The sequence below is a fragment of the Parafrankia sp. FMc2 genome (assembly GCF_041008525.1).
Lineage (GTDB): Bacteria > Actinomycetota > Actinomycetes > Frankiales > Frankiaceae > Parafrankia.
Genome location: NZ_JBFLUG010000104.1, coordinates 1 through 26830 on the forward strand (window position 1 = coordinate 1; position 26830 = coordinate 26830).

General features: G+C 70.7%; 20 protein-coding genes and 1 pseudogene. 18 read left to right on the forward strand and 3 right to left on the reverse strand.

Annotated features, from left to right (window positions below):
* On the reverse strand, positions 1-199 hold a 199-nt coding region (locus tag AB1460_RS26640; protein WP_420497376.1), incomplete at its 3' end, for a transposase.
* Here AB1460_RS26640 and AB1460_RS26645 point away from each other — a divergent pair.
* The 13 genes from AB1460_RS26645 to AB1460_RS26705 all read left to right on the forward strand — a co-directional run bounded on the left by AB1460_RS26645 (position 110) and on the right by AB1460_RS26705 (position 17124).
* Entirely contained in the window at positions 110-778 is a 669-nt protein-coding gene (locus tag AB1460_RS26645; protein ID WP_368964857.1) for a hypothetical protein, read from the forward strand. The genes AB1460_RS26640 and AB1460_RS26645 overlap by 90 nt on opposite strands.
* Positions 775-1755 carry an LLM class flavin-dependent oxidoreductase gene (locus AB1460_RS26650; RefSeq protein ID WP_368964858.1) on the forward strand — a complete coding sequence of 327 codons (981 nt, stop codon included), beginning with the start codon at positions 775-777 and terminating at the stop codon, positions 1753-1755. The genes AB1460_RS26645 and AB1460_RS26650 overlap by 4 nt, the downstream gene beginning before the upstream one ends.
* A complete protein-coding gene (locus AB1460_RS26655; RefSeq protein WP_368964859.1) occupies positions 1752-2903 on the forward strand; it encodes a CaiB/BaiF CoA transferase family protein in 1152 nt (383 codons plus the stop codon). Before AB1460_RS26650 ends, AB1460_RS26655 begins: the two co-directional genes overlap by 4 nt.
* A complete protein-coding gene (locus AB1460_RS26660) occupies positions 2900-4282 on the forward strand; it encodes an aconitase family protein (RefSeq protein ID WP_368964860.1) in 1383 nt (460 codons plus the stop codon). The genes AB1460_RS26655 and AB1460_RS26660 overlap by 4 nt, the downstream gene beginning before the upstream one ends.
* The gene (leuD, locus tag AB1460_RS26665; RefSeq protein ID WP_368964861.1) at positions 4279-5850 is read left to right on the forward strand and encodes a 3-isopropylmalate dehydratase small subunit; all 1572 of its coding nucleotides are present in this window, start codon (positions 4279-4281) and stop codon (positions 5848-5850) included. The genes AB1460_RS26660 and leuD overlap by 4 nt, the downstream gene beginning before the upstream one ends.
* Positions 5851-5939: 89 nt before the next feature.
* Positions 5940-7799: an asparagine synthase (glutamine-hydrolyzing) gene (gene asnB, locus AB1460_RS26670; RefSeq protein WP_368964862.1), complete on the forward strand. Its 1860-nt coding sequence runs from the start codon at positions 5940-5942 to the stop codon at positions 7797-7799.
* Positions 7800-7841: 42 nt separating this feature from the next.
* Complete coding sequence (locus AB1460_RS26675; protein ID WP_368964863.1) at positions 7842-9173, forward strand: lysine N(6)-hydroxylase/L-ornithine N(5)-oxygenase family protein; 1332 nt, start codon at positions 7842-7844, stop codon at positions 9171-9173.
* A 72-nt stretch (positions 9174-9245) separates the two neighbouring features.
* A complete protein-coding gene (locus tag AB1460_RS26680) occupies positions 9246-9914 on the forward strand; it encodes an FMN-binding negative transcriptional regulator (protein ID WP_368964864.1) in 669 nt (222 codons plus the stop codon).
* Between the two features lie 8 nt (positions 9915-9922).
* Positions 9923-11641 carry an acyl-CoA dehydrogenase family protein gene (locus tag AB1460_RS26685; protein WP_368964865.1) on the forward strand — a complete coding sequence of 573 codons (1719 nt, stop codon included), beginning with the start codon at positions 9923-9925 and terminating at the stop codon, positions 11639-11641.
* Positions 11638-12984, forward strand: a complete 1347-nt coding sequence (locus tag AB1460_RS26690) for a condensation domain-containing protein (RefSeq protein ID WP_368964866.1) — start codon at positions 11638-11640, stop codon at positions 12982-12984. The genes AB1460_RS26685 and AB1460_RS26690 overlap by 4 nt, the downstream gene beginning before the upstream one ends.
* Entirely contained in the window at positions 12981-13259 is a 279-nt protein-coding gene (locus AB1460_RS26695) for an acyl carrier protein (RefSeq protein ID WP_368964867.1), read from the forward strand. Before AB1460_RS26690 ends, AB1460_RS26695 begins: the two co-directional genes overlap by 4 nt.
* Entirely contained in the window at positions 13256-14890 is a 1635-nt protein-coding gene (locus AB1460_RS26700; RefSeq protein WP_368964868.1) for an AMP-binding protein, read from the forward strand. Before AB1460_RS26695 ends, AB1460_RS26700 begins: the two co-directional genes overlap by 4 nt.
* Positions 14887-17124, forward strand: coding sequence for a condensation domain-containing protein (locus AB1460_RS26705; protein ID WP_368964869.1), 2238 nt, complete (start codon positions 14887-14889; stop codon positions 17122-17124). Before AB1460_RS26700 ends, AB1460_RS26705 begins: the two co-directional genes overlap by 4 nt.
* 59 nt (positions 17125-17183) lie before the next feature.
* Here AB1460_RS26705 and def read toward each other — a convergent pair whose 3' ends face one another.
* A complete protein-coding gene (gene def / locus AB1460_RS26710) occupies positions 17184-17732 on the reverse strand; it encodes a peptide deformylase (protein WP_368964870.1) in 549 nt (182 codons plus the stop codon).
* A gap of 166 nt (positions 17733-17898) precedes the next feature.
* Here def and AB1460_RS26715 point away from each other — a divergent pair, with 166 nt between their 5' ends.
* The 5 genes from AB1460_RS26715 to AB1460_RS26735 all read left to right on the forward strand — a co-directional run bounded on the left by AB1460_RS26715 (position 17899) and on the right by AB1460_RS26735 (position 25918).
* A complete protein-coding gene (locus AB1460_RS26715) occupies positions 17899-18567 on the forward strand; it encodes a helix-turn-helix domain-containing protein (RefSeq protein WP_368964871.1) in 669 nt (222 codons plus the stop codon).
* Between the two features lie 96 nt (positions 18568-18663).
* Entirely contained in the window at positions 18664-20256 is a 1593-nt protein-coding gene (locus tag AB1460_RS26720; protein ID WP_368964872.1) for an MFS transporter, read from the forward strand.
* Positions 20257-20275: 19 nt separating this feature from the next.
* The gene (locus AB1460_RS26725; protein ID WP_368964873.1) at positions 20276-22216 is read left to right on the forward strand and encodes a non-ribosomal peptide synthetase; all 1941 of its coding nucleotides are present in this window, start codon (positions 20276-20278) and stop codon (positions 22214-22216) included.
* Positions 22203-25166 (forward strand): type I polyketide synthase, encoded by a 2964-nt coding sequence (locus AB1460_RS26730; RefSeq protein ID WP_368964874.1) that lies wholly within the window; start codon positions 22203-22205, stop codon positions 25164-25166. Before AB1460_RS26725 ends, AB1460_RS26730 begins: the two co-directional genes overlap by 14 nt.
* Entirely contained in the window at positions 25163-25918 is a 756-nt protein-coding gene (locus tag AB1460_RS26735; protein WP_368964875.1) for a thioesterase II family protein, read from the forward strand. Before AB1460_RS26730 ends, AB1460_RS26735 begins: the two co-directional genes overlap by 4 nt.
* A gap of 92 nt (positions 25919-26010) precedes the next feature.
* On the opposite strand, the pseudogene AB1460_RS26740 reads toward AB1460_RS26735, so the two are convergent.
* Positions 26011-26547: pseudogene (locus tag AB1460_RS26740) on the reverse strand (IS6 family transposase); the annotation flags it as partial.
* Positions 26548-26830: the final 283 nt, after the last annotated feature.

Here is a 26830-nt window from a genome sequence, read left to right on the forward strand (position 1 = left end):
CGAACTCGGCCGGCAGATGCCGCCAGGCACACCCCGAGGTCAGCACGTAGACCACCGCGGTGAACACCGCCCGGTCCTCGATCGGGGCAGTCCCACCACCCTGCCAGCGATGCTCGAACCGGGGCAGGAGCGGTTCCACCAGCTCCCACAGCTCGTCCGGGACCAGCCGCCCGGCGAGGCTGCTCTCCAACACATCCATGATCAGATATGTACCCGAAGCGGCCACGCAAGACACGCTCTAAGTCTCGCCAACGCCGTTGCCGGCCTGCAGGCCGGTGCGGCCGGCGTGCAGGGCACGCTGGCCGGCATCGGCGAACGAACTGGCAATACCCCGCTGGAGGAACTCGCCGTCCTCACCTATTACCACGGGGAATCGCTGGGGTTTCGCACTGCGCTGGACCCGCGCAATTGCGTCGAGGCGGCCCAAGCCGTTCTGGAAATAATCGGTGAACGACCCTGGAAGCACAAGCCGCTGCTCGGTGAACTGGCCTTCTCGACGGCAGCCGGAATCCACGCCGCGGGGCTGATGAACAATCCGATCTGCTATGAGTTCGTCGAGCCAGAGCTGGTCGGCCGCGAACGTCGCATCCTCCTGGGCGGAGCCTCCGGCCGGGCCAACCTCCGGCATTTCGCGGCGACCCTCGGCATGGAGATCCCGGAAGACGTTCTGGACCTCATGTATGACCAATTCTCGCTGGATCCCAGTCCGGCTCGGTACAACACACCGGCGGTTTTCGAGCAACTGTACCGAGACGCGCTGAACGGGACGGCGCAGTGATCGATGATACGACCGGCCTAACGATCGGCCTGCATCTGCCATTGTTCGACTTCGGGTTCGGCTCTCCGGCCCTCACGGGAAGGGATCTGCACGACCTATTGGCGGTCGCCGAGCGGCTGAATATTCGGGAGGTGGCGGCCAGCGACCACATCGCCTTCCGGGTTCCCTGGCTGGACGGTCTGGCGGCACTGGCATTCGTGGCCGCCCGCCTTCCGGGCCGGCGGCTGGTAACGGCGGCCTGTCTGCCGACGGTTCGCGGTCCGGCCGTAACCGCCAAAACATTGGCCGGGATCAGCCGTCTGGCGGGGGCCCCGGTGTGGGCCGGGCTGGCCGCCGGCTCGTCGCTTCGAGACCTCGATATCGCGGGCGTGCCCGCAAACGAGCGTTGGGTGCGCTTCGACGATGCGCTGGGGCTCCTGCGAGCGAGCCTGTGTGGCGAGGAGCCCGTGGCCTATCACGGGAAGCACTACCGGCTGGACGACCCGCTGACGCCCGGCCCGGTGCCCGGAACGAAGCTGTGGGTCGCATCGTGGGGTTCCCCGGCCGGCGTGCGGCGTGCGGTGGAGCGTGGCGACGGTCTGCTTTTCTCGGCGTATATGGCCGATCCGGACGCGATGGGTCGTGCGGTGCGGCTGGCCCGGCGCCTTCGGGCAGAACGTACCGGAGCCGCGCCGGACACCGGCTTCGGATTCGCCGCCTCGACGTGCTTCATGCACATCACCGAGGACGCCGCCGTCGCCGAGCGCCTGACCGGAACCATCCTCGCGGACTTCCTCAAGGTGTCACCCGACGACCTCCGCCGGCGCACCCTGGTGGGCCCGCCCACCCACTGTGCCGAGCGGCTCGCAGCGTTTGCCCGTACCGGCGTGCAGCGGCTGTATGTGCTCCCGGTCGGTGATCCGAGCGAGCAGCTGACGCGCCTGCAGGAATCGGTCTTCCCGCTGGCCGCTGCGTCAGGCATGGAGGTGCGGTGGTGAGCGGCCGGTCGTCGGGGGCCTTGGCGGGACTGTTTGTGCTCGACCTGTCCGTAGTCCTCGCGGGCCCCACCGTGGGCCGTATTTTCGCGGATCTGGGCGCACGCGTGGTGAAGGTCGAGCGGCCGGAGCCCGGCGATCCGGTGCGATCCATGGGCCGGACCGTCGGTGGCGGCGACGGGGCCTGGTGGGCTTTCGTCGGGCGCAACAAGGAGACGGTCAGCCTGGACCTCGAGGATCCGGCCGAACGCACTCACCTCATGCGGATGGTCGGTCGCGCCGATGTGCTGGTCGAGAGCTTTCGGCCGGGGACGATGGCGCGTTGGGGCCTGGACTACGAGGCCCTCGCCGCGATCAACTCTCGCCTGGTCGTCTTGCGCATCTCCGGCTTTGGCGTGGGCGGTCCGCGCGAGGGCTGGCTGGGGTTCGGCACGCTGGCCGAGGCGTTGAGCGGTTTCGCCGCATTGAACGGCGACGCCGACAGGCCGCGCCTGCCGCCCACCGGGCTGGCTGACTCGGTCGCCGGCCTGCAGGGCACCGTAGCGGTACTGGCGGCCCTGTACGAGCGGCAGCGCAGCGGGCGAGGACAGCTGGTCGAGGTCAACTTGTACGAGCCGTTGCTCGGTGTGCTCGGTGGGCACGTCGTGCGCGACGCGTCCCGCGAGGAGGACCCGGGCGCGTCCGCGCGCGGGCATGTCCGCGGGCTCTTCGCCACCGCGGACGGCGACTGGATCGCTGTGTCCGCCCACAGCGCGGCGACCGGCGGCGCGATCGCCCGGTTGCTCGGGGTCGCGGGGGGCGAGGGCCTCGATCGCGGAGCGGTGCATGACCCGGATGAAGTGCATCGCCGGATGGTGGCGTGGATCGGCGGACGATCGCGCGACAACGTGCTGACGCACCTGCTGGCGGCCGGCATTCCAGCGGTCCCCGTGCTGACTCCCGGGCAGCTCAGCCACGATCCGCAGGTCATGGCGCGCGGATCGTTGGCCGCCGTCGCACACGGGGCCGACGCCGTCCGCATGCCCGGCATCGCCATGGACTTCTCCCGCAGCGAGCACGCCGTCCGTCATATCGGCAGACCGCAGGACGACGATCGCGAGCGTGTCCTCGCCGAGTTCGCCCCAGACCACAGTTTGGAGGTGCCGGGATGACACTGACGACGTATACGGACGCCCTCCTGGAAGCGGCGGAACTGCACCGGGACGGATCGCGGATTCTCTTGGCGGTCGACCTCCACGTGCTGCATGAAGTCTCCTCGCCCCAGGCCTTCACCATGCTGGCCAATCGGGGACTACCAGTGCTGGACGCGTCCCGCACCGTCGGTATCCCCGACCACGTCGTCTCTACCGAGCCCGGGCGCATCGGCAGCGAGAATCCCCGCGCTCAGCGTATGCTCGACGTCTTCTCCGTGAACCTGGACACCGCGGGCATCGAGCAGGTGGCGCTGGACAGCGGTGAGCATGGCATCGTGCACGTGTCGGTCAGTGAGTCGGGCCGCGTGCTGCCCGGGCAGGTCGTCGTCTGTGGCGACAGCCATACCACCACCCTCGGTGCACTCGGCGCGCTTGCCTGGGGCATCGGCACGTCGGAGGTGGCCCATGTGCTGGCCACGCAGTCCGCCTGGACATCGGTGCAACCCGTCGTCGGTTTGCGGGTGACGGGTGTGCCGGGGCCGGGCGCGGGCGCGAAGGACGTCGTGCTGCGGGTGTGCGGTGAGCTGACCCCGCGGTGGGGGGTGGGCCGGCGGATCGAGTGGAGCGGGCCGTACATCGACGCGACCACGATGGCCGACCGTTTCACCCTGTGTAACATGTCGGCCGAGCTGGGTGCCCGTTCGGCCCTCATCCAGCCCGACGAGATCACCTGGAGCTACCTGGCCGAACGGCTGCCGCCTGAACGCGTGGCCGCCGCGCGCCGTCGCGGCGGCGATCTGCTGCGGCACGCCGCCGAGGCGCCCCGCGAGGCGACCGTGGACGTCGACGGCCTCGCTCCGCAGGTGACCTGGGGCACGAACCTGTCGCACGTGGAAGCCGTGAATGGACGAGTTCCGAGCAGCGTTCAGGACAGCCAGCGGTCGGCCTTCGAGGCGGCCCTGGCGTACACGAACCTCTCACCGGGGCAGGAACTCCGGACGGTGCAGGTGCAGCATGCGTTTCTCGGTTCCTGCACCAACGGCCGGATCGAGGATCTGAGGGCCGCCGCCGCGGTCGTGGCCGGACATCGGGTGGCGCGGGGTGTGCGGGCGGTGGTGGTTCCGGGCTCACGGCGGGTCGCCGAGCTGGCGGAACGCGAGGGCGTCCGCGCGGCGCTGACCGACGCCGGATTCCAGTGGCGTGAACCGGGCTGCTCCTCGTGCGTGGCCATCAACGGCGACATCGTTCCCCGCGGGGAGCGGTGCGTGTCCAGCTCCAACCGCAACTTCGAGGGCCGGCAGGGTGCGGGCGCGATCACGCACGTGGCCAGCCCTGCTACAGCGGCGGCCTCGGCCATCACAGGACGACTGACGCATCCGGCCGAGGTGACCGGATGAAGTACCTGCAAGGGCGCGCTCTTCCGCTGGGTCGCGACTCCGTCGACACCGACGTGATCGCGCCACAGTCCGAGCTGCTCGTCGTGGACAACACCGGCCTGGCCGACGCCGCATTCCTGACGTGGCGACGGCATCCGGACGGTAGGCCTACGGATTCCGTGCTCAACGACCCCCGGTACCAGGATGCCCGAATTCTGCTCACCGGCGACGCCTTCGGGTGCGGATCGAGCCGGGAGCATGCGGTCTGGGCGTTGCAGGGGCTCGGGTACGAGGCCGTGCTGGCGGTCGGGTTCGGCGAGATCTTCGAGCGCAACGCCGCACGTAACGGCCTCGCCCCGCTCGTCGTGTCGAGAGCATCGCTCGACCAGCTCCTCGACGTGGTCCGCGACCGGCCGGACGAGGTACTCACCATCGACTTCGCCGCGGGAACCGTGTCGGCGGCCGGCACCGTCCACAAGGCGATGCTGTCGGCGGATGCGCGGCGTTTCATCGTGGACGGCCACGATGAGATCTACGAGACCCTGGGCATTCTGGCTGCGGCAACGAGTGTGCCGGTGGCGACCGCCAATGATGAGCCACCGGCGCCATCCGGCCCGCAGAACGCCGGCACAGCGCTCGCCGACGGGTGGCAGGCGACGCTGTCGATGGGCCTGGCTTCGTGGCACGAGCGAGCCGGGGTCCGGTCGACGCAGCGGCGGTTGCTCGGTGAGCTTGACCAGGGGTGGACGCTGTTCCCTCGGAAACTCATGCCCTACCTTGATCATCCACTGATCGCCCAGCTCGGCCCCGAGCAGCAGAAGGTGCTGACCGCGCGCCGCCTCTACGACTACCTGTCCTTCGTGGTGCACCTCGAGGCGAAGGTGGTCAACCGGGGTACGCGCATCGTCGCCCTCGACGAGCTGGGGCTCGGTCTGCCAGCGCAGCTACGCACCGACGGCTGGAAGATCTACTGTGACGAGGCGTACCACGCCGTGTCCGGGATGGACCTGCTCGAGCAGGTGGAGCGCACGAGTGGTATCCCCGCCTTGCGGTATGACTTCACGCTGGTCATGGAGACGTTGCGTGACGCCGGTCGGGAGGTCGGGGCGGACCTGCCGGGGCTCGACCACCTGCTTGAGGTCATCGTCTTCGAGACCGTGGTCACCGAGCTGCTGAAGGATATTCCGAAGGACGAGACGGTGGTTCCGGTCATCCGGCAGGTCGTCGCTGACCACGCCGCGGACGAGCGGGCGCACCACGCCTTCTACACAGTCTTCTATGACGAACTGTGGGCCAAGCTGGACCGCCGGCAGCGCGAGCTGGTCGCGCGCAGCCTGCCGAACATCATCACGGCGTGCCTGAGCCCGGACGTCAGCGCCGTGCGGCGCAGCCTGTCTGCCGCGGGCCTGACCGACTCCGACGCGAGGCAGGTCATTGACGAGGCCTACCCGCAGGAGCGAGTTCGGGACGACATCCGCCGGTCGGCCCACAAGACCATTCGCATGTTTCAGGCACACGACGTTCTCGATTTTCCGGGCGCCGCGGAAGCGTTCGAATCCGCAGGGCTCCTGCTGCCCGGCGACCGCTGAAACACAGCTGCTTCCCCGCAGTCGACCCCTGCCGCCCCGTCGAGTGGTTAGCGCAGGCGTACAGAGGCGTACAGAATGGAGGACCATCTATGTGTGGCATTGCCGGGCTGGTCGACTTCCGACAGCAGCTCCCCGATATCGAGGATGTTCTCGACCGGATGTGCGCGGTCCTGCATCGCCGAGGACCCGATGAACAGGGCACCTGGGTCGGTCCCGGCGTCGGCCTGGGTGTTCGCCGATTGTCTGTCATCGACATCACCGGTGGCCGGCAGCCGATGGTGCACACGGGCGCCGCCGGGAGCGCCGTCGCCCTGGCCTACACCGGCGAGGTCTTCAACTACGCTGCTCTCAGGAACGAGCTGACGGGGCTCGGGCACACGTTCGAAACCTCCAGCGACACGGAGGTCGTGCTGCGTTCATACCTGCAATGGGGAGCCGCCTGCGCGGAACAGTTCGTCGGCATGTTCGCCTTTGCTGTATGGGACGGGCGCACCGAGGAACTCGTCCTCATCCGGGATCGGTTCGGGATCTACCCGCTCTATTACGCGGAGGTGGACGGTGGCGTCGTATTCGGCTCGGAGCTCAAGGCGATCCTGGAGCACCCCGCAGTCGCGCCGGAAGTCGACATGGAGGGCTTCCGTGCCGTCATCACGTTCGTCAAGCGTCCCGAGAACGGCATCTTCAAGGGCGTCCATGAGATGGCGCCGGGCACGGTACGCCGGATCGGCCGGATCGGCGCCCGGCAGACCACGTACTGGAGCCTGACAGCGCAGGAGCACACGGACGACCTCGACACCACGGTGGCGACGGTGCGCGAGCTGCTCGAGCAGAGTGTGCACAGCCAGCTCGTGTCGGATGTGCCGCTGGGCGTGTTCCTGTCCGGCGGCCTGGACTCCAGCGCGATCGCCGCTCTGTCGGCGAAGGTCATGCGGGACAAGGACACCGGTCCGTTGCGGACGTTCTCGGTGGACTATGCCGGTCACTCGGAGCACTTCACGCCCGACGAGGTCCGGGCCACACCGGACCACCCGTTCGTCGAGCGAATGGTGCAGCATCTGGGGGCCGACCACACGCGCGTCGTGGTGGGCACGGATGAGCTGATGGACCCGGCCACCCGCTCCGAGGTGCTCATCGCCCGGGACTACCCGACCTCCCTCGGTGACCTCGACACCTCACTGCTGTTGCTGTGCCGGGAGTTCCGGCGCTCCTGCAAGGTGTCGTTGACCGGTGACGCGGCAGACGAGCTGTTCGGCGGGTACGCCTGGTTCCTGGACCGGCACTACTACGACGCGGCAACGCTGCCATGGCTGGAGTTCGCACGCCGCATGGTCGGGCGTAACCAGCTGCGCAACACCGCGTTGCTGCGCGAGGACCTGGTCAAGGACCTCGACAGTGAGACGTTCGAACGGGATCTGTACTCCGACATGGTCGCCCAGGTCCCCGTCCTCGTGGGCGAGAGTGAGCAGGACCGCGCGGCCCGGGTGATGACCCACCTCAATCTGACGGGGTATCTCCGGATCATCCTCGACCGCAAGGATCGCGTCGGCATGGCGGCGGCGTTGGAGGGACGCGTTCCGTTCCTCGACCACCGTCTGGTGAACTACGTCTTCAACGTCCCGTGGGCGATGAAGTCCTTCGACGGGCGAGAGAAGAGCCTGCTCCGGGCTGCGGTACGTGACCTCCTGCCGCCCTCGGTGCTCTTCCGCCAGAAGGCCGGATACCCGCCCACCACCGATCCGCGGTACAACGACGTCTTGCGTCAGCGCGTCTCCGAAATGCTCAGCGACAGCTCGGCACCCGTGCGCGAACTTCTCAATCTCGATGTCGTCCACGCCTATCTACAGGACCCGGACGGCCCGGCCGCGGCGGTCGTCAACCGTTTCAGCATGGAGATGGCACTGTATCTCAACGACTGGCTAGGCCGGTACCGCGTCCGGCTCGCCATCTGAGCGGCGCCTGCGCAAATAGCAGCATCGACGGGAAGGTACGCATTGAGCATCAACGCGGGCTATGACGACGCGCCGGTCGACGTGCTCGGCATCGGGTTCGGGCCGTCGAATCTTGCACTGGCCATCGCGCTGCAGGAGCAGGGTTTGTCCGGCTCTGCGGCCGGCGAGAGCGGCCGGCTGCGGTTCGTGGAGCGGCAGAGCCGGTTCGGCTGGCACCAGGGAATGCTGCTCGACGGTGCACGGATGCAGATCTCGTTCCTCAAGGATCTGGCCACCATGCGCAGCCCGAGCAGCCCATACACGTTTCTCCGCTACCTACAGGATCGTGGACGACTGGTCGACTTCATCAACGGCAGAAACTTCTTCCCCAGCCGTATTGAGTTCCACGACTATCTCGAGTGGGCCGCGGCGCGATTCTCGGGAATCGTCGAGTACGGCTCCGAGGTCATCGGCATCGAGCCGGTGTACACGGGAGACCTCGTCCAGGAGGTCGACGTCGTTGTGCAGCGGGCGGACGGCGTCCGCCGGCACCGGGCCCGTAACGTCGTGTTCGCCGCGGGTCTGCAGCCGTGGACCCCTAAGGGCATCACGCTGTCGGACCAGATCTGGCACAGCTCCGAACTGTTGCACCGGCTCCGCGAAATCGATGTGGCCAAGATCGGTATGGCCCTCGTGGTCGGTGCTGGGCAGAGCGCCGCGGAGGTCACCAGCCACTTGCACCAGGTATGCCCCAGCGCACAGATCCATTCGGTCTTCGCCCGGTTCGGTTACTCGGTCGCCGACGACAGCCCGTTCGCCAACCGGATTTTCGATCCCGAGGCGGTGGACGTACATTTCCGGGCGGCGCCTGAGATTCGCCAGATGTTGCGGCGATACCACGACGGTACGAACTACTCCGTCGTCGATCTCGACCTCATCACCGGGCTGTTCGAGCGCAGTTACCAGGAGAAGGTCGTCCACGACCAGCGGTTGTACTTTCACAACCTCTCGCGCATCACGCGTTGCGTGCAGACACCGGCGGGCGCCGAGGTCACCGTGCACGACCTGGCCAGAGGCCTTACCGAGTCGATGATCTGCGACCTCGTGGTCTTCGCCACCGGGTACCGGCCGGTGGACCCGCGATGCTTCCTCGGCCCCCTGCTCGAGCACTGCCGGCTCGATACCGACGGGGGCGTCGCCCTGGGGAGGGACTACCGGGTCCTCACCACGCCGCAGATACGTTCCAGAATCTTCGTGCAGGGCGCCACTGAGGACAGCCATGGACTGTCCTCAGTGCTGCTGTCCAATACGGCGGTCCGGGCGGGAGAGATTGCTGAGTCTCTCGCCGAGGCGTTGCGCGAGCAAGGCAGACCCTTGACTGCTGCGGCGGGATGACCGACGTCTGGCATGTTCCTGAACACGAGCGAGAACTCGGTAAACGCCTCCTCGTCACGATCGGAGAGCCGGATGTTCGTACCTGACATCTACCAGAACCACGACCACGCGCAACTGCGCAACGAGATCCGCCGCCATCCGCTGGCGGTGCTCGCTGGCAACGGCGACCCGACTCCGTTGCTCACCCACCTACCGGTCATCCCGCACCCCGACGAGGGGGGCGCCGCCGACGCGCCGCTGCCCGGCTCGGTACTGCTCGGGCACATGAACCGGGCCAACCCGCATTGGGCCGCGCTGACCGACGGGTCCGCCGCTACGCTGATCTTCCTCGGCCCGCACGGCTATGTCAAACCGGCGCTGTACCAGACCACTCCGGCCGCGCCCACCTGGGACTTCGTCAGCATCCACGCGCACGGCACGGCGCACCCCATCCCCGCCGGGGAGGAAACGCTCGACGTGGTGCGCTGGACCGTGGACGCTCTCGAGCGCTCGTTCGGCTCCGGCTGGGACCCGCGACCGTCGCTGGGCTACTTCCGCTCCATTGTCCCGGGCGTCGGCGCCTTCCGGTTCGAGGTCACCGGTGTCGACACCATGTACAAGCTGAGCCAGGAGCAGACCGCCGAACGTCAGGACCAAGTCGCCGCGAGCTTCGCCGCCTCCGAGGGTGGCTGCATGCGCGAACTCGCCGAGCTGATGAGGGTGGTGCGCCACAGTGCCGACCCGGCGGACGTGCCCCGATGAAGCGCAACATGCTCAGCGTCCCAGGCGCGGTCAGCCTGCTGGAGGAGATCTGCGCCGGGCGGCTGCCCTGGCCGGCGATCCATCCGTTCCCTCAGCAGCGCGGCGGCGACCGAGCCGTCGGTGACCAGGCCGTCGAGGACATCCAGAAGGTCCTGGAACGCACCGTGGACCCGGAGGCCGTCGACGCCGGCCAGCAGCTGCCGCCGGACCTGCCCGCGGCGTTACATGCCGAGGGCTGTCTGCACCTGCTGGCCGGCGTCGAGCACGGCGGCCGGGGCCTGTCGCCGTTCAACGCATTCCGGGTGATCGAGGCCGCCGCCCACTGGTCCACTCCCGCCGGCATGCTGCTCGGCATCCACAACGGCATCGGCGCGGCGGCGTACCTGCCGGTGCTGCCCGACGGCCCCCTGCGCGAGCACATCTCCCGCCGGATGGCGGCCGGCGCCGTCACCGCCATGGCCGACACCGAGCCCACCGGCGCCGCGAACCGCGCCCGCGGCACGACCGCCGTGCCGGCCCGTGACGGCGAGGGATATCTGCTCAATGGCGACAAGCTCTACATCGGCAACGGCCCCATCGCCGACCTCGTCGCGGTCACCGCAACCCTTCGCGGACCGGACGGTGACCGTACCCGGGTGTTCTTCGTGGACACCGACACGCCTGGCTTCTCGGTCAGCGCCCGCCTGCGCTTCATGGGGTTCCGCGGCTTTCCCAACGGTGCACTGTCGCTGCGCGACGTCCACGTCCCGCCGCACCACCTGCTCGATGAACACGAAGGCGTGTGGCTCACCGCGGAACGCGCCACGGTGCTCTCCCGCGGCCGGCTCTACATCGTGGCCGCGCCGGCGCTGGCGATCGCGCGCGCCTGCCTGGATCACACCCGCGCGTACGCCCGGCGCCGCGCCGTCGACGGGCGCGTGCTCGCCGGCTATCCCGAGATCCGCCGGATGGCCGCCGAGTCCCAGGCGGACACGTATGCGCTGGAGACCGTGGCGCAGTGGACGATGCTCGACGGGCGCGGCGACGGTCCGGCCGTCAATCTCATGCCGGAGCAGGTCGCCGCGAAGAACATCACGTCGCTGCTGTGCTGGCGGGTCGCGGAACGCACGATGACCCTGCTCGCCGGGGAGGGCTTCGAGACGGCGCGGGGCAAGGCCGACCGTGGCGTCCCCCCGATCCCGCTGGAGCGGCTCTTCCGCGACGCCCGGGGCACCCGCATCGCCGGTGGAACCGAGGTGCTGTTGCAGATGCGCTTGGCCGGCAACGTCGTGCTCTCCTACTTCTACCCGCCGCCGGACAACGCCGACGAGCTGATGAGCCCCGCAACCGCGCCGGCGGACCTGCCGGCAGGCGCGCTGTCGGCCCGCAACCGCGACCACCGCCGCGCACTCTCGGAGTGCATCCACGAATACGCCCGGACCTGCCTGACCATGGCCCGCCGTTTTCCCGAGCGGGCCGAGTTGCTGACCCGTAGCCGTGCGCTGGTGCTGCTTGGCCAGCTCGCCGAGGAGCTGGTCACGATGTCACTGGTGCTCGCCCGTGCGGCCACCGACGGCCCGGATACCGGCGACCAGGACCTAGCCGACATCTATTGCACCGGCGCGTTCGGCCGCATCGCGGTCTGGCGGCAGGAACTGGCCGACACGCTGGCGGACGACCTGTCCGCGTACGCGCGTGCCGCCGGGCGGCTGCTGGACGACGCCGATATGCCGGCCGGGCCGTCATGACCGGTCCGGAGCGACGGGCCCCGCTGTCGGCCGGGCAGAGCCGGCTGTTCTTCAGCGAGCTGCTACGGCCGGGCAGCGGCGGGTACGTCATCCAGCGGGCAGTCCGGCTCATCGGTGACCTCGACGTAGCCGCCCTGCAGGCCGCGGTGCAGCTGCTCGTCGGCCGGCACGAGATCCTGCGCACCACCTACAGCGACGACGGACCACACCCCGAGCAGGTCGTCCATCCCGCGTCACGCGGGAGTGAGGTCGCCCTGGAGCACACGGACCTGCGCGACCGGGCCGACGACGGCGCTGAGGCGGTGCACCGCTGGATCGCCGCGGCCCGGGGGCGCTCCTTCGAGCTGCGAGCCGAGCCGCCGCTGCGGACCGGCCTCGCGCGCCTCGGCGCCGACGACCACGTCCTGCTGATCACCGTGCACCACATCGCGATGGATGGCTGGTCGATGTCCGTGCTGCTCGGCGAGCTGGCCACCGCGTACGCCGCGCTGATCCGCGGCGAGGAGCCGGCCCTGCCGCCTGCGCCAGCGTACCGAGACTACGTGCAGGCCGAGCAGGCCCGGGCCGGCGAGATCGCCGAGCACGAGCGGTTCTGGCGCACCCGACTCGCCGGAGCCGGGGTGCCCGGCCCCGGCCTGATCGAATATCCGGCCGAATGGCGGCGGACCGACGAGGCCCTGTCCGCGGCGTTCACCCTGCCGGGCGAGCTGACCGCGCGGATCGCCGAGCTAAGCCGGCGGCAACGCTGCACGGCGTTCATGACCGTGCTGTCGGTCTGGGCCGGGCTGCTGACCACCAACAGCGGAGCCGCGGAGATCACTGTCGCGACCGCCTCGTCCGGACGGTTACGGCCCGAGGACCACGGGCTGGTCGGATTCCTGGTCAACGTGGTCCCGATCCGCATCGGGTGCACCTCGGAGATGTCGCTGACGCGGCTGCTGGCCACGGTACGCGACGCCTGCCTGACCGCGTCGGAGCACAACGAGCTGCCGTACGAGAGGATCGTCGCCGCCAGCCGGGCACCCCGCCTGCCGAACCGGCCGACGCTCGCCCAGGTCGTGTTCGACCTGCACCCCGGCGCCCCAGTGCCGGCGCTGCCGGGGCTACGTGCCAGCGAGTGGCCCATCGCGGCTCGCTCCCTGCGGTTCGAGCTGGAGCTGCACGTCACGTATGACCGGGGCGGCGCCGACGGGGTCCTGCTGGCCGCCGCGGACCTGTTCGAGCCGGACACCGTCGAGCGCCACAGGGACGCCTTCGTCGACCTACTCGACCGGTGGACCGCCGAGCCCGAGCGGGCCCTGGCCGACCTGATCCCGGTCCGCCCTGTTCTGGAAGGAACATGATGACAGGCGACGATGCCCTCACCGCCCGGCTCACCCGGATCTGGGAGTCGGCCCTGGGGCTCGACGACATCAAGCCTCCGGAGAACTTTCTCGATTTGGGCGGCGACTCGGCGACCGCCACGAGGGTGATCGCGGGGATCCGCGGTGAGTTCGGCGTCGCGCTGCCCCTGCGTGCCCTGTTCGACCATCCGACCGTCGCCGAGCTGGCCGAGGTGGTGTCCGCCGCCCGCCCGTCCGTCGCGGCCGCCGGATCTGTGATGGAGGACGTCCGATGAAGGAGGGCAGCGCCCTCGTCGGCTACCCCTATATCTCGATGTGGGGCGGCGAGGCCGATCCGCCGTACCTGTTCGACTCCCTCTATCGCTCGGTTGAGCGTTGCCCGGACCGGACCGCGGTGGTCGATGGCGATCGGAGCTTCTCGTACGCCGCGCTGGCGGCGTGGGCCTGGGAGGTGGAGGAACTGCTGCGGGCCAGGGGCGTGGTGCCCGGGGACCGGGTGGCGGTGGCCTGCCCCCGCAGTGCCGAGGCGGTCGTCGCGCTGCTCGCAGTCGCGGGGTGCGGAGCCACGTACGTGCCGCTGGACATCGAGTACCCCCTCGCCCGGCTGGAGCACATGGTCCGCGACAGCGAGCCCGCGGTGCTGCTGCATCTCGGCGAGCGGCCGGACCTCGGCCCCGAGGAGATCGCCCAGCGCATCCCGCAACCCGGCACCGCCCCTGCCAGCGCGGCCCCGCCGACCCGGCCGGGCTCGGCCCGGATCGTGGAGCACGACCCCGACCGTGATGTTTACCTCATCTATACCTCGGGCTCCACCGGCTGGCCGAAGGGTGTCGCGATTCCATACAGCTGCCTGGACAACATGGTCGCCTGGCAAGCCGCCCACTCGCCGGCCCCTGACCTGCGCACGGCGCAGTTCGCCCCGCTCAACTTCGACGTGTCGTTCCAGGAGATTCTCGGCACCCTGTGTGGCGCCGGCACGCTGCACATCGTGCCGGAGAGCCTGCGCCGTGAGCCGGGGCAGCTGCTGGACTGGCTGGCCGAGCACCGGGTGCAACGGCTCTTCCTGCCCTACGTGGCCCTGCAGATGCTTGCCGTGGCCGCCGACACCGCGGCTCGGCTGGAGCTGGTCGAGGTCAACACCGCGGGGGAGCAGGTGGTGTGTACCGACGAGATCCGACGCCTGTTCGCCCGCCTTCCCGGTGCCCGCCTGGTCAACCACTACGGCCAGAGCGAGTCGGCGATGGTCACCTCGCACATCCTGACCGGCCCCAGCTCCGGCTGGCCCGCCCTGCCGCCGATCGGGATCCCGCTGCCGAACTGCGAGGTACTGATCGACCCGGTCGCCGCGGACCAGCCCGCGGTGGGCGAGCTGCTGGTGGCCGGCCTGCCGATGTCTCGCGGGTATCGCAATCAGCCCGAGCTGACGGCCGAGCGCTACATCGACATCCCGCTGTCCCCCCACGGGCACACCCGTGCCTTCCGCACCGGCGATCTGGTCGAGCTGGTCGACGGCGAGCTGCGCTTCCTCACCCGGGTGGACGACGAGGTCAAGCTTCGCGGCGTGCGGGTGAACCTGCTCGAGGTCGACGCGCAACTGCTCGCCCAGCCGATGGTCCAGGCCGCCGCCACCGTCGTCGTGCGGACCCGCTCGGGCAACCGCAGCCTGCGATCCGCCGTCGTGCTGGCCGGCTCCCCCGGTCCCGCGACGGCCGACGACCTGATCAGTGCGCTGCGCCGGGTGCTGCCCGCAGTCTTCGTGCCGGTCTCCGTCATGGTGCTGCCCGTCCTGCCCCGGACACCGAGCGGCAAGATCGACCGGGATGCGGTCGCCGCTCTCATCTCCGAGGGGCTGGCCGGTGAGCGCCGGGCCCGCGGATCGAGCCTGTCCCAGGCCACAGCGCCATGAGCTTCACGACGTCGGCGCCGCCGGTGACGAGCCTGCCGGTCTCGCAGGCCCAGCTCGCGCTCTGGGCCGAGGAGCAGGTCCATGCGAACCTGAGCAGCACCGGATACTTCGCGGTGATGCTCACCGCACGCGGCGCCGCGGCCGGGCTCACCGGCACCCGGCTGCGCGCGGCCGCCCAGGCGGTGCTGCACCGGCATCCGCCGCTGCGTTCGGTGCTGCGGCACGACGAAGGCGAGCTGCGGCAGGTCGTCTATGCCGCCGCCGACGCCCTGCTGTTCATCACCACCGATGTCGCGTGCGAGCCCGGGGCGGAACGCGCCGCCGCGCGGGAGTGGGCCGCCCACCACGAAAGCCGGCGCCGGTGGGACCTGTCGGTGGAACCGCCGATCCGGTTCCACGACCTGCGGCACGGGCCCGGCCGCCGGACGATCGTCTTCGCCGTGCACCACGCCGGTTTCGACGGGCGCAGCAAGTTCCTCGTCGCCCGGGACTTCACCGAGTACCTGACCGGACTTGTCACCGGCGTCCCGGCCAAGGTCGAGCCGTTGCCCCACGTCATACCCACGGAGGCGGAGCCGGCGCTGACCGCCGAGGCGGTGCGCTACTGGGCCGGGGAACTGCGTGGCGATCGGGAGCCGATGCCGCTGCCGTCGGGGCGTACACCGGGTGTTCGCGGGATCCGGACCACCCGTACCGTGGAATTGGAGACCGCCCACGTGACGGCCCTGCGGGATCTCGCCGCCCGCCATGAGGTCAGCACGTTCACCTGCCTGGTCGCCGCGTTTGCCCGGCAGCTCACCTGGTATGGCGAGCCGGCGCCGATGCTCGCCATCGCCTCCGACATCAGCGACGAGACAACCCGCGCGGTCGCGGGCGTCCAGGTCAACGTGGTGCCGATGCTGGTGCGCGCCGGGGAGTCCACGACGTCGGCCGCCGCGGTGGGCGAGGCGCGGGCGGCGCTGGGCCGGTTGCGCCGGTACCGCCGGGTGCCGTTCCCGAGCCTGCTGCGCGACCTGCCGGACGGCAGCGCCTCCCGGCTGATGACCCAGTGCGGGATGTCGTTCCCCCGGCCCCCAGCCGGGCTGGCGCTGGACATGCCGGGAATGACCGCGCGATGGGACTTCTTCACGCCCAACACGTCCTCGACCTTCGAGCGGACCCTGCACATCCGCGCCGACTGGCCGGTCTGCCGGATCCGACTGGATTACCGGGCGGAGACCCTGGACGATGCTGGCGCCGGCGCGATGCTCGATCACTTCACCGCGGCCGTGGCGTCGCTGGCCACCGCTGACGCGACCGGGTTCCGTCCGGCGGCCGCCACGGCCGTGCCACCGAACCGCGCCGGTGCACCGGCGGGGCGGGGCCCGGGCAGCGAGGCGGAGGCGGCCGCCGTCGTGGCCGGCCGGTCGCACGCCGGCCCGGGCAACGACGTGGTGGTGCTCGGATCCGTGGCGGACGGGATACTCGCGGTCGAGACCGGCGCCGCGCGGCTGCGTGGTGCGAAGCTCCTGTTCGCCGCCGGCCCCGGCCCGATACCCGATACGGCCCGCCGCCTGGTGGGGCCCGCCGACGCCGTGCGGGCGGCGGCCCAGGCCCGGCGCGGCCGGGCACTGGACCTCGTCGTGCCCGGTGACCAGTTGCCCGCTCTGGCCCCCCTGGCGCAGGATGCCGGCTCGGCGTGCACGATCAGCGCCTACCACCAGCGGGACGGCCGGGTGATCGGAATCCTGACGCCGGCTCCGGATCCGCTGGACCCGCCGGAACTGGTGCTGCTCGGGTCGTACCCCGCGACGGTGCGCGACGACGGTGGGGCGTCCCTGCCCGCGAACGTACCCGGCACGCTGGTGGTCACCACACCCGACGGGCGACCGCAGTCCACCTCCGACTGCGTAATGGTGAGCGCCACGGGCGGGCTGCGTCATCTCGGCCCGCGCCGGGAACGGCTCCTGCGCCACCGCGGCTTCATCGACGTGGCCCTGGTCGAGCGGGTCCTGCACACGTGCCCGCAGGTGCTCGACGCGGCGGTGGTGCTGCGCCGGACCCGCCGCGGGTTCACCGTCGTGGCGGTCGTCACCGGGCACTCCGGCGGCCGCGCGCCCAGCGCGGCCGAGGTGCGGGCCTTCCTGCACGAGCGGCTCGCGGGATTCGACCTGCTCGGACAGATCGAGGTCCGGGCAACCATGCCCCGGGACCGGTACGGCTTGATCGACCGGCCCGCCCTGGACTCCCGTTGACGACTGCGTGGAGCATCGCGGACCCTCTCACCGAGGCCGCGGACGGCCCGGCCGAGCGGTCAGCCCAGCCGGCCGAAGATCGCGTGCGGGCTGACCTTGACGCGGGGGGTCGTGCCGGTGTTCCACTCGGCGCGCCGGATCTCCCGCATCGCCGCCTTGCGGCGCTCGCGGTCCATCCGGTCGATGAACAGCACGCCGTCGAGGTGATCGGTCTCGTGCTGCAGGCAGCGAGCCAGATAGCCGGAGCCGACGATCTGCATCGGGTCGCCGTGCTGGTTGAAGCCCTTGGCCACGACGTTCTGCCGACGTTTGGTGTCGAAGTACAACCCGGGCATCGACAGGCAGCCCTCCGGGCCGTCCTGCTCCTCCTCGTCGGGGAAGCTCAGCACCGGATTGACCAGGTGCCCGTGCAGGTCCTCGACGTGGAAGGCGAAGACGCGCAGGCTGATGCCCAGTTGCGGGGCCGCGAGCCCGGCGCCGCGCTCGTCGGTCAGAGTGTCGTCGAGATCCCGGACGAGCCGGCGCAGCTCCGCGTCGAAGGTGGCCACCTCCTGCGCCGGGACGGTGAGCACCGGGTCTCCGAAGAGCCGGACGGGCAGTACGGCCATGGCTGGCTCCTTTCCACGGCAGACGGCGCCCGCCGGTGCCGTGGGTGTCGCTGTGCTGGATGTGATGTCACCGCGCGATCACCATCGTTCCGGGACGGTGGTGAAGCGCAGCTCGCCGGGCGGGCCCGACTTGACGTCCACTCTGCAAAGAAGAATACTTTGCAAAGTGACGGATGGACAAGCTCTCGGCGGTCCCGACCCGTCCGATCGGGCGGCCGGCGACGACGGCCCCGTGCCGACGGCGAAGCAGCTTCGCGAGGGCTCGCCGCTCGAAGGCGAGGTCGCGTCCAGCGGTTCCAACTCGGCGCCGCCGATCCGCGACGATGCGGTGGTCGCCCTGCTGCGGCACCCGATCCGGGCCGCACTCATGGAGCTGCTGCGCACCCGGGAGACGCTCACCGCCACGGAGGCCGCCCAGGAGCTGGGTGGCAACACCGGGAGTCACTCGTTCCACCTGCGTCAGCTGGCGCGGTACCGGCTGATCGAACCGGTGCCCACGACGCGGGGACGGATCCGGCCCTGGCGGCTGATCCGTCCGGGCGTGGAGCAGGTGACCGACGAACCGATGACCTGCCTTGCCCGTGGACTCGAGGACGAGAGCTACCGACGGTGGCTGGCGCTGCGCGAGCAGGCGCCGGCGCGCTGGCGCAACGACGAGGCGTTCAGCGAGGTCATCTACCTCACGCCGAGGGAGCTCACCGCACTCGGCGCGAAGATCCGCGGTCTCCTGGCCGAGTACCGCCACCGCGAGACCCGGCCCGAGACCCGGCCGCAAGGGGCCGCGCCGGTCGCAGTGGTCGCCCGCCTGTTCCCGCTACTCGACCCGGATCACTGACCCGGTCCACGTCCGGTGCGCCGGCGGCCCATCGCCACACCGTCTGCCTCGACGTGCCGGCCTGTGCCATGCCGAGACGAACTTCCAGAGGACACCATGACTGGCCCCGAGACTGGGCACCGCAAACACGGCCCGCTTTCCACCATTGCGGTCTTTGTCGCCGCCTTCCTGGCGATGCTGGACCTGTCGATCAGCGCCGTCGCGCTGCCGGCCATCCGCGAGGACCTGAACGCGTCGCTCAGCGGTCTGCAATGGATGTTCGACGCCTACACGCTCTGCTTCGCGAGCCTGCTGCTGGTCGGCGGGCTGATCAGCGACCGGCTCGGGCACCGTACCGGGCTGATCGCCAGCCTCGGGCTGTTCGTCGTGGGGTCGGCGCTGTGTGCCCTGGCCCCTAGTGCCGGCACGCTGATCGCCGGCCGGGCCGTGCAGGGCGCGGCCGCGGCGATGCTGGTTCCGGGCAGCATGGCGATGATCGCGCAGATCTCCAGGGACGATGCCCACCGGGCCCGCCTGATCGGCATCTGGAGCGGCCTGTCCGGCGCGGCGATCGCGCTCGGGCCGGTCGTCGGTGGCGGGCTCGTGGAGGTCCTCGGCTGGCGCAGCATCTTCTGGATCAACCTGCCGATCGGCGTCGCCGTCATCGTGCTGCTCGCCACGGTGGTGCCGGCCGCGGCCCGCAACCCACAGGGCCGGATCGACGTGCCAGGCCTGCTGCTCGGCGCGCTGTGGTCGGCCGCCCTCGCCTACGCCGTGATCGAGGGCAACGTCCAGGGCTGGACCTCGCCGGTGATCGTGGGCGCCTTCGTGGTCGCGGTGGCGGCCCTGGTCGCGTTCCTGATCGTGGAGTTCCGGCTGGCGCACCCGATGATGCCGGTACGTCTGTTCGGCCAGCGCGCGTTCGCCGCCGCCAACCTCATCTCGTTCGCCATGGGCTTCGCGCTCTCCTCGTCGTTCTACTTCCTCTCCCTGCTCCTGCAGGAGGTGCTCGGATACGGCCCGCTCGGCGCCGGCCTCGGCTTCCTGCCCGCGGCCATCGCGCTCACGGTGATGGCGCCCCTCTCTGGGCGGTTGTTCGCCCGGCTCGGTGCCGGTCCGCTCGTCGCTGGCGGGCTGCTGCTGGGCGCTCTCGGGCTGTTCGGCCTCACCATCGGCGGCGTCGACACCCCCTACCTGCAGTACTCCTGGGCGGTGGCGCTGATCGGGGTCGGCTGGGGGGCGGCCCTGCCGCCCACCAACGCGGTGGCCCTGGGCGCCGTGCCGCCGCAGCAGGCCGGCGCCGCGGCCGGCACGGTGGAGACCGCGATGCAGTTCGGCACGGTCGTCGGCATCGCTGTCCTCGGCACCGTGCAGGCCACCGGGCTGACCTCCGATCTGCGGGACCGGCTCGCCGGCGTGGGGGTCGCCGAGCCGCTGCGCGGCCAGGCCGCCGACCAGATCGCCGCCGGCCAGTCCCAGGACCTGTCCGGCTTCACCGGCGACCTGGAACGCCTCACCGCCCAGGCGTTCACCCACGGGCTGGAGCTGGTCTTTGTGATCGGCGCGGTCGTCGTCGGCCTGTCCGCCCTCGTCGCCCTGGTGGGGCTGCCCCGGCGCGCCCGGCCCGATGCCGGCGGCGGTGAACCCTCGCCCGTGGATCCTTCGGCCGTGTCCCACGACACCGAGAACATGGGATCACCCGCGCCCTGACCCCCGACCGGAGGCCGCTGTGAGCGATCACGACCAGCTGTCACCCTTGGCCCATCACCTCTTCGAGCAGCAGGCAGCAGCTGCTGCCGAGAGCCCGGCGATCCGCGACGGCGAACGTACCCTGTCCTACGGCGTACTCAACGAGTACGGTGACCGGCTCGCGGCGCTGTTGCGGGCCTACGGAGCGAAGCCGGAGTCGCTGGTCGGCATCTACCTGCCACGCGGCATCGACCAGGTGACCGCGGCCGTAGCGGCGCTTAAGTCCGGCGCCGGGTACCTTCCGGTCGATCCGCAGCACCCGGTGCCGCGGATCCGCCAGACCCTCTCGATGGCCGGTCCGGTCACGGTCATCACCAGCAAGCACCACGCTCGTGACCTGGACTGCCCCGAACTGCGGGGTGTCCCGATCATCGAGCTCGACGGCGGGGTGAGTACCGGCGAGCCGGCGCCGACGGTGACGCCGGCCGCCGTCGACCCGGAGAACCTCGCGTACGTTGTCTACACCTCCGGCTCCACTGGTACCCCCAAGGGCGTGCAGATCGAACACGGCTCGCTCGCGAGCTTCATCCAGTGCGACATCGACCAGTTCGGGCTCACCGCGGCCGACACGGTGGCGCTGGTGGCGTCGCCCGGCTTCGACGCGTCGGTCTGGGACATCTGGCCCACTCTCGCGGTCGGCGCCTGCCTGCAGACCGTCGAACCGGAGACCGTGCTGTCGCCGGAGGCCTTACGTGACTGCGTTCTGGACACCGGCATCACCGTCGGGTTCTTCACCACGGCGATCGCCGAGCGACTGCTCCGGTTGTCCTGGCCGGCCTCGTGCCGGTTCCGGCTGCTGCTCACCGGCGGCGAGCAGTTGCACGTCCGGCCCGCTCCCGGCCTGCCGTTCCGCCTGGTCAACAACTACGGCCCGACCGAGACCACGGTCATCGTCACCTCCGGCCCGGTCCGGCCGGCCGGTGACGGCGTGCCCCGGCTGCCGTCCATCGGCCGTCCCCTGCCGGACGCCCGCATCTACCTGCTCGACGACGGTTTGCGGCCGGTCGCCGACGGCGCGGTCGGCGAGATCTTCATCGGCGGGCCGGGCGTCGCCCGGGGGTACCTGAACCGCCCGGACCTGACCGACGAGCGGTTCCTGCCCGACCCCTTCGCGGACCGTTCCGGTGCCCGGATGTACCGGACCAGCGACCTCGCCCGCCGCCGCGCCGACGGCAGTCTCGACTTCGCCGGCCGCACTGACGACCAGGTAAAGATCCGCGGGAACCGGGTGGAGCCCGGCGAGGTGGCAGCGGTCCTGCAGGAGCATTCGGCGCTGGAGTCCGCCTACGTGATCGCGCAGCCGGGCGAAGCGGCCGGCGACGTGTTCCTGATCGCCTATGTGACGCCCGCGGACCCGGCCGAACCCCCGCGGACAAGAGCCCTGCATCGGTACCTCGCCGAGCGGCTGCCGGCGGCCCTCGTGCCCCGGCATTTCGTGGTGCTCGACTCGCTGCCGATCACCGCGAACGGCAAGGTGGACCGGGCCGCCCTGCCGCCGGTCGCCGCCACCCGGACGGACCCGCCGGAGCCGCACGCGGCGCCCCCCTCGGCCCTGCAGCGTCAGCTTGCCGAGATCTGGCGGGACGTCCTTGGCGTCACGGAGGTCGGCGCCACGGACAGCTTCTTCGATCTGGGCGGGCACTCGCTGCAACTGGCTGACGTGCACCGCCGGATCACTCGCGAGCTGGGGCACGAGCTGCCCCTGATGGCCCTGTTCGAGCACTACACGATCCAGGCCCTCGCGGATCATCTCAGCCGTTCCGGCGGGCCGCCGGCCGGGGCGAGGCTGAGCAAGGAGCCCCGGCGCGCCCGCCATGCCCAGCATCAGAGAGCGCTGCGGCGGACGGCGGCGCAAGCGATGCAGACGCCGGCCCGGCCGGCCGCGACGGACGACGGGGACGGGGACCATGATGGACACTGACAACGACGCCCTGGTAGCCGTTGTCGGCTTGGCGGGACGATTCCCCGGCGCGCCCGACGTCGACCGGTTCTGGCGCAACATCTGTGACGGTGTCGAGTCTGTACGGCTCCGCATCGCGCCGGCGGCCGACGGGACCGGCGAGCACTACTCCGGGTACGGCGTGCTGGACGACGCCGAGATGTTCGACGCCCCGTTCTTCGGGTATCCGCCGCGGGAGGCCCTGGTCATCGACCCCCAGCAGCGGGTCTTCCTGGAATGCGCCTATCACGCGTTGGAGGACGCGGCCTGCGACCCGGCCACCTACGACGGGCTCATCGGCCTGTACGCCGGCGGCAGCACCACCGGGTACGCCGCGGCCCTGCAAGCGGCCCGGGGCCGGCTGCCGTTCCTCGACGATTGGCAGATCCGCATCGCCACCGGCCCGGACTTCCTGGTCACCCGGACCGCTCACAAACTCGGCCTGCGCGGTCCCGCGATGACGGTGCAGACGGCGTGCTCGACCTCGCTGGTGGCCATCCACCTCGCGGCTCAGGCGCTCCTGTCGGGCGAGTGCGACATCGCGCTCGCTGGCGGCGTCACCGTGCACGTGCCCCCGCCGGTGAGCGGTTACACCGAGGGCAGCATCCTGGCGGCCGACGGGCACTGCCGAGCCTTCGACGCCAAGGCCACGGGCGCCGTCGGTGGCAGCGCGGTCGGCCTGGTGGTGCTGCGCCCGCTCAGCGACGCGCTCCGCGCCGGCAATCACATCCACGCGGTGCTGCGCGGCACCGCCGTCAACAACGACGGGGGCGGGAAGGTCGGCTTCACCGCGCCGAGCATCGACGGGCAGGCCCGGGTGATCCGCACCGCCCAGCTGGTGGCCGGGGTGGACGCGCGCGACGTCACCTACGTCGAGACGCACGGCACCGGGACGCCGCTGGGTGATCCGATCGAGGTCGCCGCGCTGACCCGGGCGTTTCGGGCCGATACCGACAATCGCGGCTTCTGCCGTATCGGCTCCGTCAAGACCAACATCGGGCACACCGACGCAGCGGCCGGCGTCACCAGCTTCATCAAGGCAGTCCTCGCGGTCGAGCACGGGCTCATCCCGCCCAGCCTCCACTTCGAGGAGGCCAACCCGGAGATTGACTTCGCGGGCAGCCCGTTCTCCGTCGCCACGGCCCTGACCCGGTGGCAGCCCGACGGGCGTCCCCGCCTGGCCGGGGTCAACGCCCTCGGCATCGGCGGCACCAACGCCCACGTCGTCCTGGCGCAGCCGCCGGTTCCGGCACCGGCGGCCCGCCGGACCGCCACGCGGCAGCTCGTCGTCCTGTCCGCCCGTACCCCCGCGGCGCTCGACACGATGAGCCGGACCCTCGCCGCCCGGTTGCGCGAGGACCCGGCGCTCGACCTAGTGGATGTAGCCAGGACGTTGCAGGGGGGCCGGACCGCGCAGCCGTTTCGCCGGTTCGCGGTGTGCGACGGCGCCACCGACGCCGCTGCCGTGTTCGCTGGCGAGGCTCCCGAACGGCTGTTCACCAACGACGGCCGGACCGCCTACCGACCGGTCGTGTTCATGTACCCGGGGCAGGGCGGCCAGCACGTCGGCATGACCCGGGAGCTCTACGAGCGCGAACCCGTGTACCGGGAGGCGATCGATGCCGGCTGCGAGTACGCCACGCCGCTTCTCGGCATCGACCTGCGCACGATCCTGTTCCCCGAGGCCGGTGGCGTCGAGGAGGCCACCGAGCGGATGGCGACGATCGGCGTCGGGCAGCCGGCGGTGCTCGTCGTCGAGTACGCGCTGACCCGGCTCTGGCAGTCCTGGGGCGTCACTCCCTCGGCGGTCGTCGGCCACAGCCTCGGGGCGTACGCGGCGGCGTGCGCGGCCGGGATCCTGCCGCTCGCCGAAGCGGTCCGCCTGGTCGTCACCCGGGGCCGGCTGTTGCAGGGCCTGCCGGCCGGCCGGATGGCCGCGGTGCCGCTGAGCGAGGAGGAACTGCCGGCGCTGCCGGACGACCTCTCGGTGGGGTCGGTCAACGGACCCGGTCAGTGCACGGTCACCGGCCCGGCCGCCTCGGTCGAGGCCTTCACCGCCGAGCTGCGGGAGAGCGGCGTAGACGCGCGCCTCCTGCGGATCTCCACCGCGGGCCATTCCGCGCTGGTGGAACCCATCATGGCCGATTTCGAAGCCGCGGTCGGCGCCGCGCAACCACGGCCGCCGCAGGTGCGGTTCCTCTCCGACACCCTCGGACGCTGGGCGACCGGCGACGAAGTCGCCACCGCGGCGTACTGGTCGTCGCACCTGCGCAGCCCGGTGCGCTTCGGCGCCGCGCTGCAGCACCTGCTCGACGATCCCGGCCAGATCCTGGTCGAGGTCGGCCCCGGCCGGGTGCTGAGCAGCCTCGCGCGTCAGCACCCGGCCGCCGGCGACGCCCACACGATCCTCAGCTCGCTGCCGCACCCGGCGGACCGCATGGCCGACAGCCAAAGCATGCTGCACGCGGCTGGCCGGCTCTGGGCGGCCGGGGTCCCGTTGGACTGGGCGGGCCTGCACCAGGATCGGACGCCGCGGCTGGTCCGGCTGCCGCTCTATCCATTCGACCGCCGGCCGTACCTGGTGGAGCCGCCCGCCGCGTCCCAGCTGGTCGGCGCGGAGCAGGCCATCGTGACCCCCGACGAGCCGGCCGCCGCAACGGCGGCCGGCGGCACCGCGCCCGACGACAGCGTGGCGGGGCGCGTGAGCCGGGCGATCGGCGACATCCTGGGTATCAGCGACGTTGGCGAGCGCGAGAGTTTCTTCGATCTGGGCGGAGATTCCCTGATCGCGACCCGATTGGCGGCCTGGACCAGGACGGCGTTCGGCGTGGACTTCTCCGCCAAGGAGGTCCTGACCAACCCCACGGCCGCCCGGATCGCAGGCCTGGTGGAGGAGCGGATGAGCACGATCGGACAGGTGAGAGCTCGATGACCGGCACGACATCACCGTGGGCGGTACTGCGGGCCCGGCGCGCGGATGCCCCGACGCGCCTGTACTGCTTCCCGCACAGCGGAGGCTCGCCCGGCGAGTACATCCGCTGGGCGCAGCGGTTGCCGAGGACGGAGGTCCTGGGCATCCAGTTGCCGGGCCGCGGTTCCCGGCTGGCCGAGAAGCCCTTCACCGCCGTGCCCGACGTGGTCAGCGCGTTGGTCAGCGAGTTCACCTTCGACGAGCCCTTCGTGTTCTTCGGGCACAGCCTGGGCGCGCTGCTGGCGTTCGACACCGCCCGGGAGCTGCGGGCCCGCGGCCTTCCCTGCCCGAGCCGGCTGGTGCTGTCGGCGTGCACCCCGCCGCACCACGGCCTGCAACGTGCCCCGATCCACGCGCTGCCGGACGAGGATTTCCTCGACGCGGTGAGCGAGCAGTTCGGTGGGTTGCCCCCGGCCATCCGGTCCGAACCGGAACTGCTCGGGCTGGTGCTGCCCGCGTACCGTGCTGATCTGGAGATGTTCGAGCGGTACGAGTATCTGCCGGACGAGCCGTTGCCGCACCCGATGACGGTGGTCGGCGGCGCCGACGACTACATCCCACCGGCCCTGCTCGCCGATTGGCAGCGGTACACCACCGGCGGCTTCGACCTGCACACCCTCCCCGGCGGGCATTTCTACCTGCGGGACGAGCCGGCGCAGGAACAGTTGCTGCGGGTCCTGGCCCGTCACCTGGAGGAGGGCGTGGCCGCGTGAACGGTCACTCGGGCGCTGTTGCATCGGCGATGTCCACGGCGCTGTTGCCTTGCGGGGAGGCTGGGCATGCCAGCGACCGGAGTGCCTGCTGGTCAGACTGCTGTGGCGAGTTCGGTGAACGCGGCTGCCAGCCTCAGTTGCGGGCTGCTGTCGGTCCCGAGTTCGTAGTGGCCGCGGCGGATGTTCTGGACGAGGGAGTGTCCGGCGCTGATGGTTTGGACTGAGCGCAGGCGTTTCAGTCCACGCATCGGCCGGATCCGTGCTTTCAACCGGCCGTGGTCGGCTTCGATCCGGTTGTTCTCCCGGGCGGCGTCGACGTGGCCGGCCTCGGGGAGCAGCTCGTCGAGGATCCTCGGGTAGACGGGGGCCTTGTCGGTGGTGACCTCGGCCTGCCATCGCCCATGGGCCAGCGCGCGGGCGAAGAATCGCCGGGCAGCCACCTGGTCGCGGCGGGTGCTGGCGAGGACGTCGATGACCTGGCCGTGCTGGTCAACGGCCCGGTACAGGTAGGTCCACCGGCCGGCGACCTTCACGTAGGTCTCGTCGATGAACCACTTGTCGCTGGGTTGGTGCCGACACGGCCGGGCCGCCTCAACCAGCAAGGGCGTGAAGCGCTGCACCGCGAGGTAGGGCGTTGGCGAGGTGCTTCTCAGTCCTTTTCCAACGCCCCCTCCCGAGTCGGGTAGGCCGCCGGCGAGGTGCCCGCTTCGCGGGTCCTTTTCCGTCGGCCTCCCGCCGAACGATACGTGCGCCTTTCAGCGCATATCGCTCTCCAGTGGTTGTGCGATAGTGCCCCGTGGAGTGGTGTAGATCGGTTCGCGTTTCACTCTGCGTCTTTCGATATTATGCGACTTGGAACTCGGTCGCGTCGAGAGTAATCGGGGTAATCTCCGGGACTGTTGTGGTGGTGTT

What these genes read in the sequence shown, in the direction of transcription:
- AB1460_RS26695 (WP_368964867.1), top strand. Translation starts at nt 12,981, where the DNA reads ATGATGACAGGCGACGATGCCCTCACCGCCCGGCTCACCCGGATCTGG.
- leuD (WP_368964861.1), top strand. Translation starts at nt 4,279, where the DNA reads ATGAAGTACCTGCAAGGGCGCGCTCTTCCGCTGGGTCGCGACTCCGTC.
- AB1460_RS26680 (WP_368964864.1), top strand. Translation starts at nt 9,246, where the DNA reads ATGTTCGTACCTGACATCTACCAGAACCACGACCACGCGCAACTGCGC.
- AB1460_RS26735 (WP_368964875.1), top strand. Translation starts at nt 25,163, where the DNA reads ATGACCGGCACGACATCACCGTGGGCGGTACTGCGGGCCCGGCGCGCG.
- AB1460_RS26645 (WP_368964857.1), top strand. Translation starts at nt 110, where the DNA reads ATGCTCGAACCGGGGCAGGAGCGGTTCCACCAGCTCCCACAGCTCGTC.
- AB1460_RS26705 (WP_368964869.1), top strand. Translation starts at nt 14,887, where the DNA reads ATGAGCTTCACGACGTCGGCGCCGCCGGTGACGAGCCTGCCGGTCTCG.
- AB1460_RS26730 (WP_368964874.1), top strand. Translation starts at nt 22,203, where the DNA reads ATGATGGACACTGACAACGACGCCCTGGTAGCCGTTGTCGGCTTGGCG.
- AB1460_RS26660 (WP_368964860.1), top strand. Translation starts at nt 2,900, where the DNA reads ATGACACTGACGACGTATACGGACGCCCTCCTGGAAGCGGCGGAACTG.
- AB1460_RS26685 (WP_368964865.1), top strand. Translation starts at nt 9,923, where the DNA reads ATGCTCAGCGTCCCAGGCGCGGTCAGCCTGCTGGAGGAGATCTGCGCC.
- asnB (WP_368964862.1), top strand. Translation starts at nt 5,940, where the DNA reads ATGTGTGGCATTGCCGGGCTGGTCGACTTCCGACAGCAGCTCCCCGAT.
- AB1460_RS26720 (WP_368964872.1), top strand. Translation starts at nt 18,664, where the DNA reads ATGACTGGCCCCGAGACTGGGCACCGCAAACACGGCCCGCTTTCCACC.
- def (WP_368964870.1), bottom strand. Translation starts at nt 17,732, where the DNA reads ATGGCCGTACTGCCCGTCCGGCTCTTCGGAGACCCGGTGCTCACCGTC.
- AB1460_RS26690 (WP_368964866.1), top strand. Translation starts at nt 11,638, where the DNA reads ATGACCGGTCCGGAGCGACGGGCCCCGCTGTCGGCCGGGCAGAGCCGG.
- AB1460_RS26700 (WP_368964868.1), top strand. Translation starts at nt 13,256, where the DNA reads ATGAAGGAGGGCAGCGCCCTCGTCGGCTACCCCTATATCTCGATGTGG.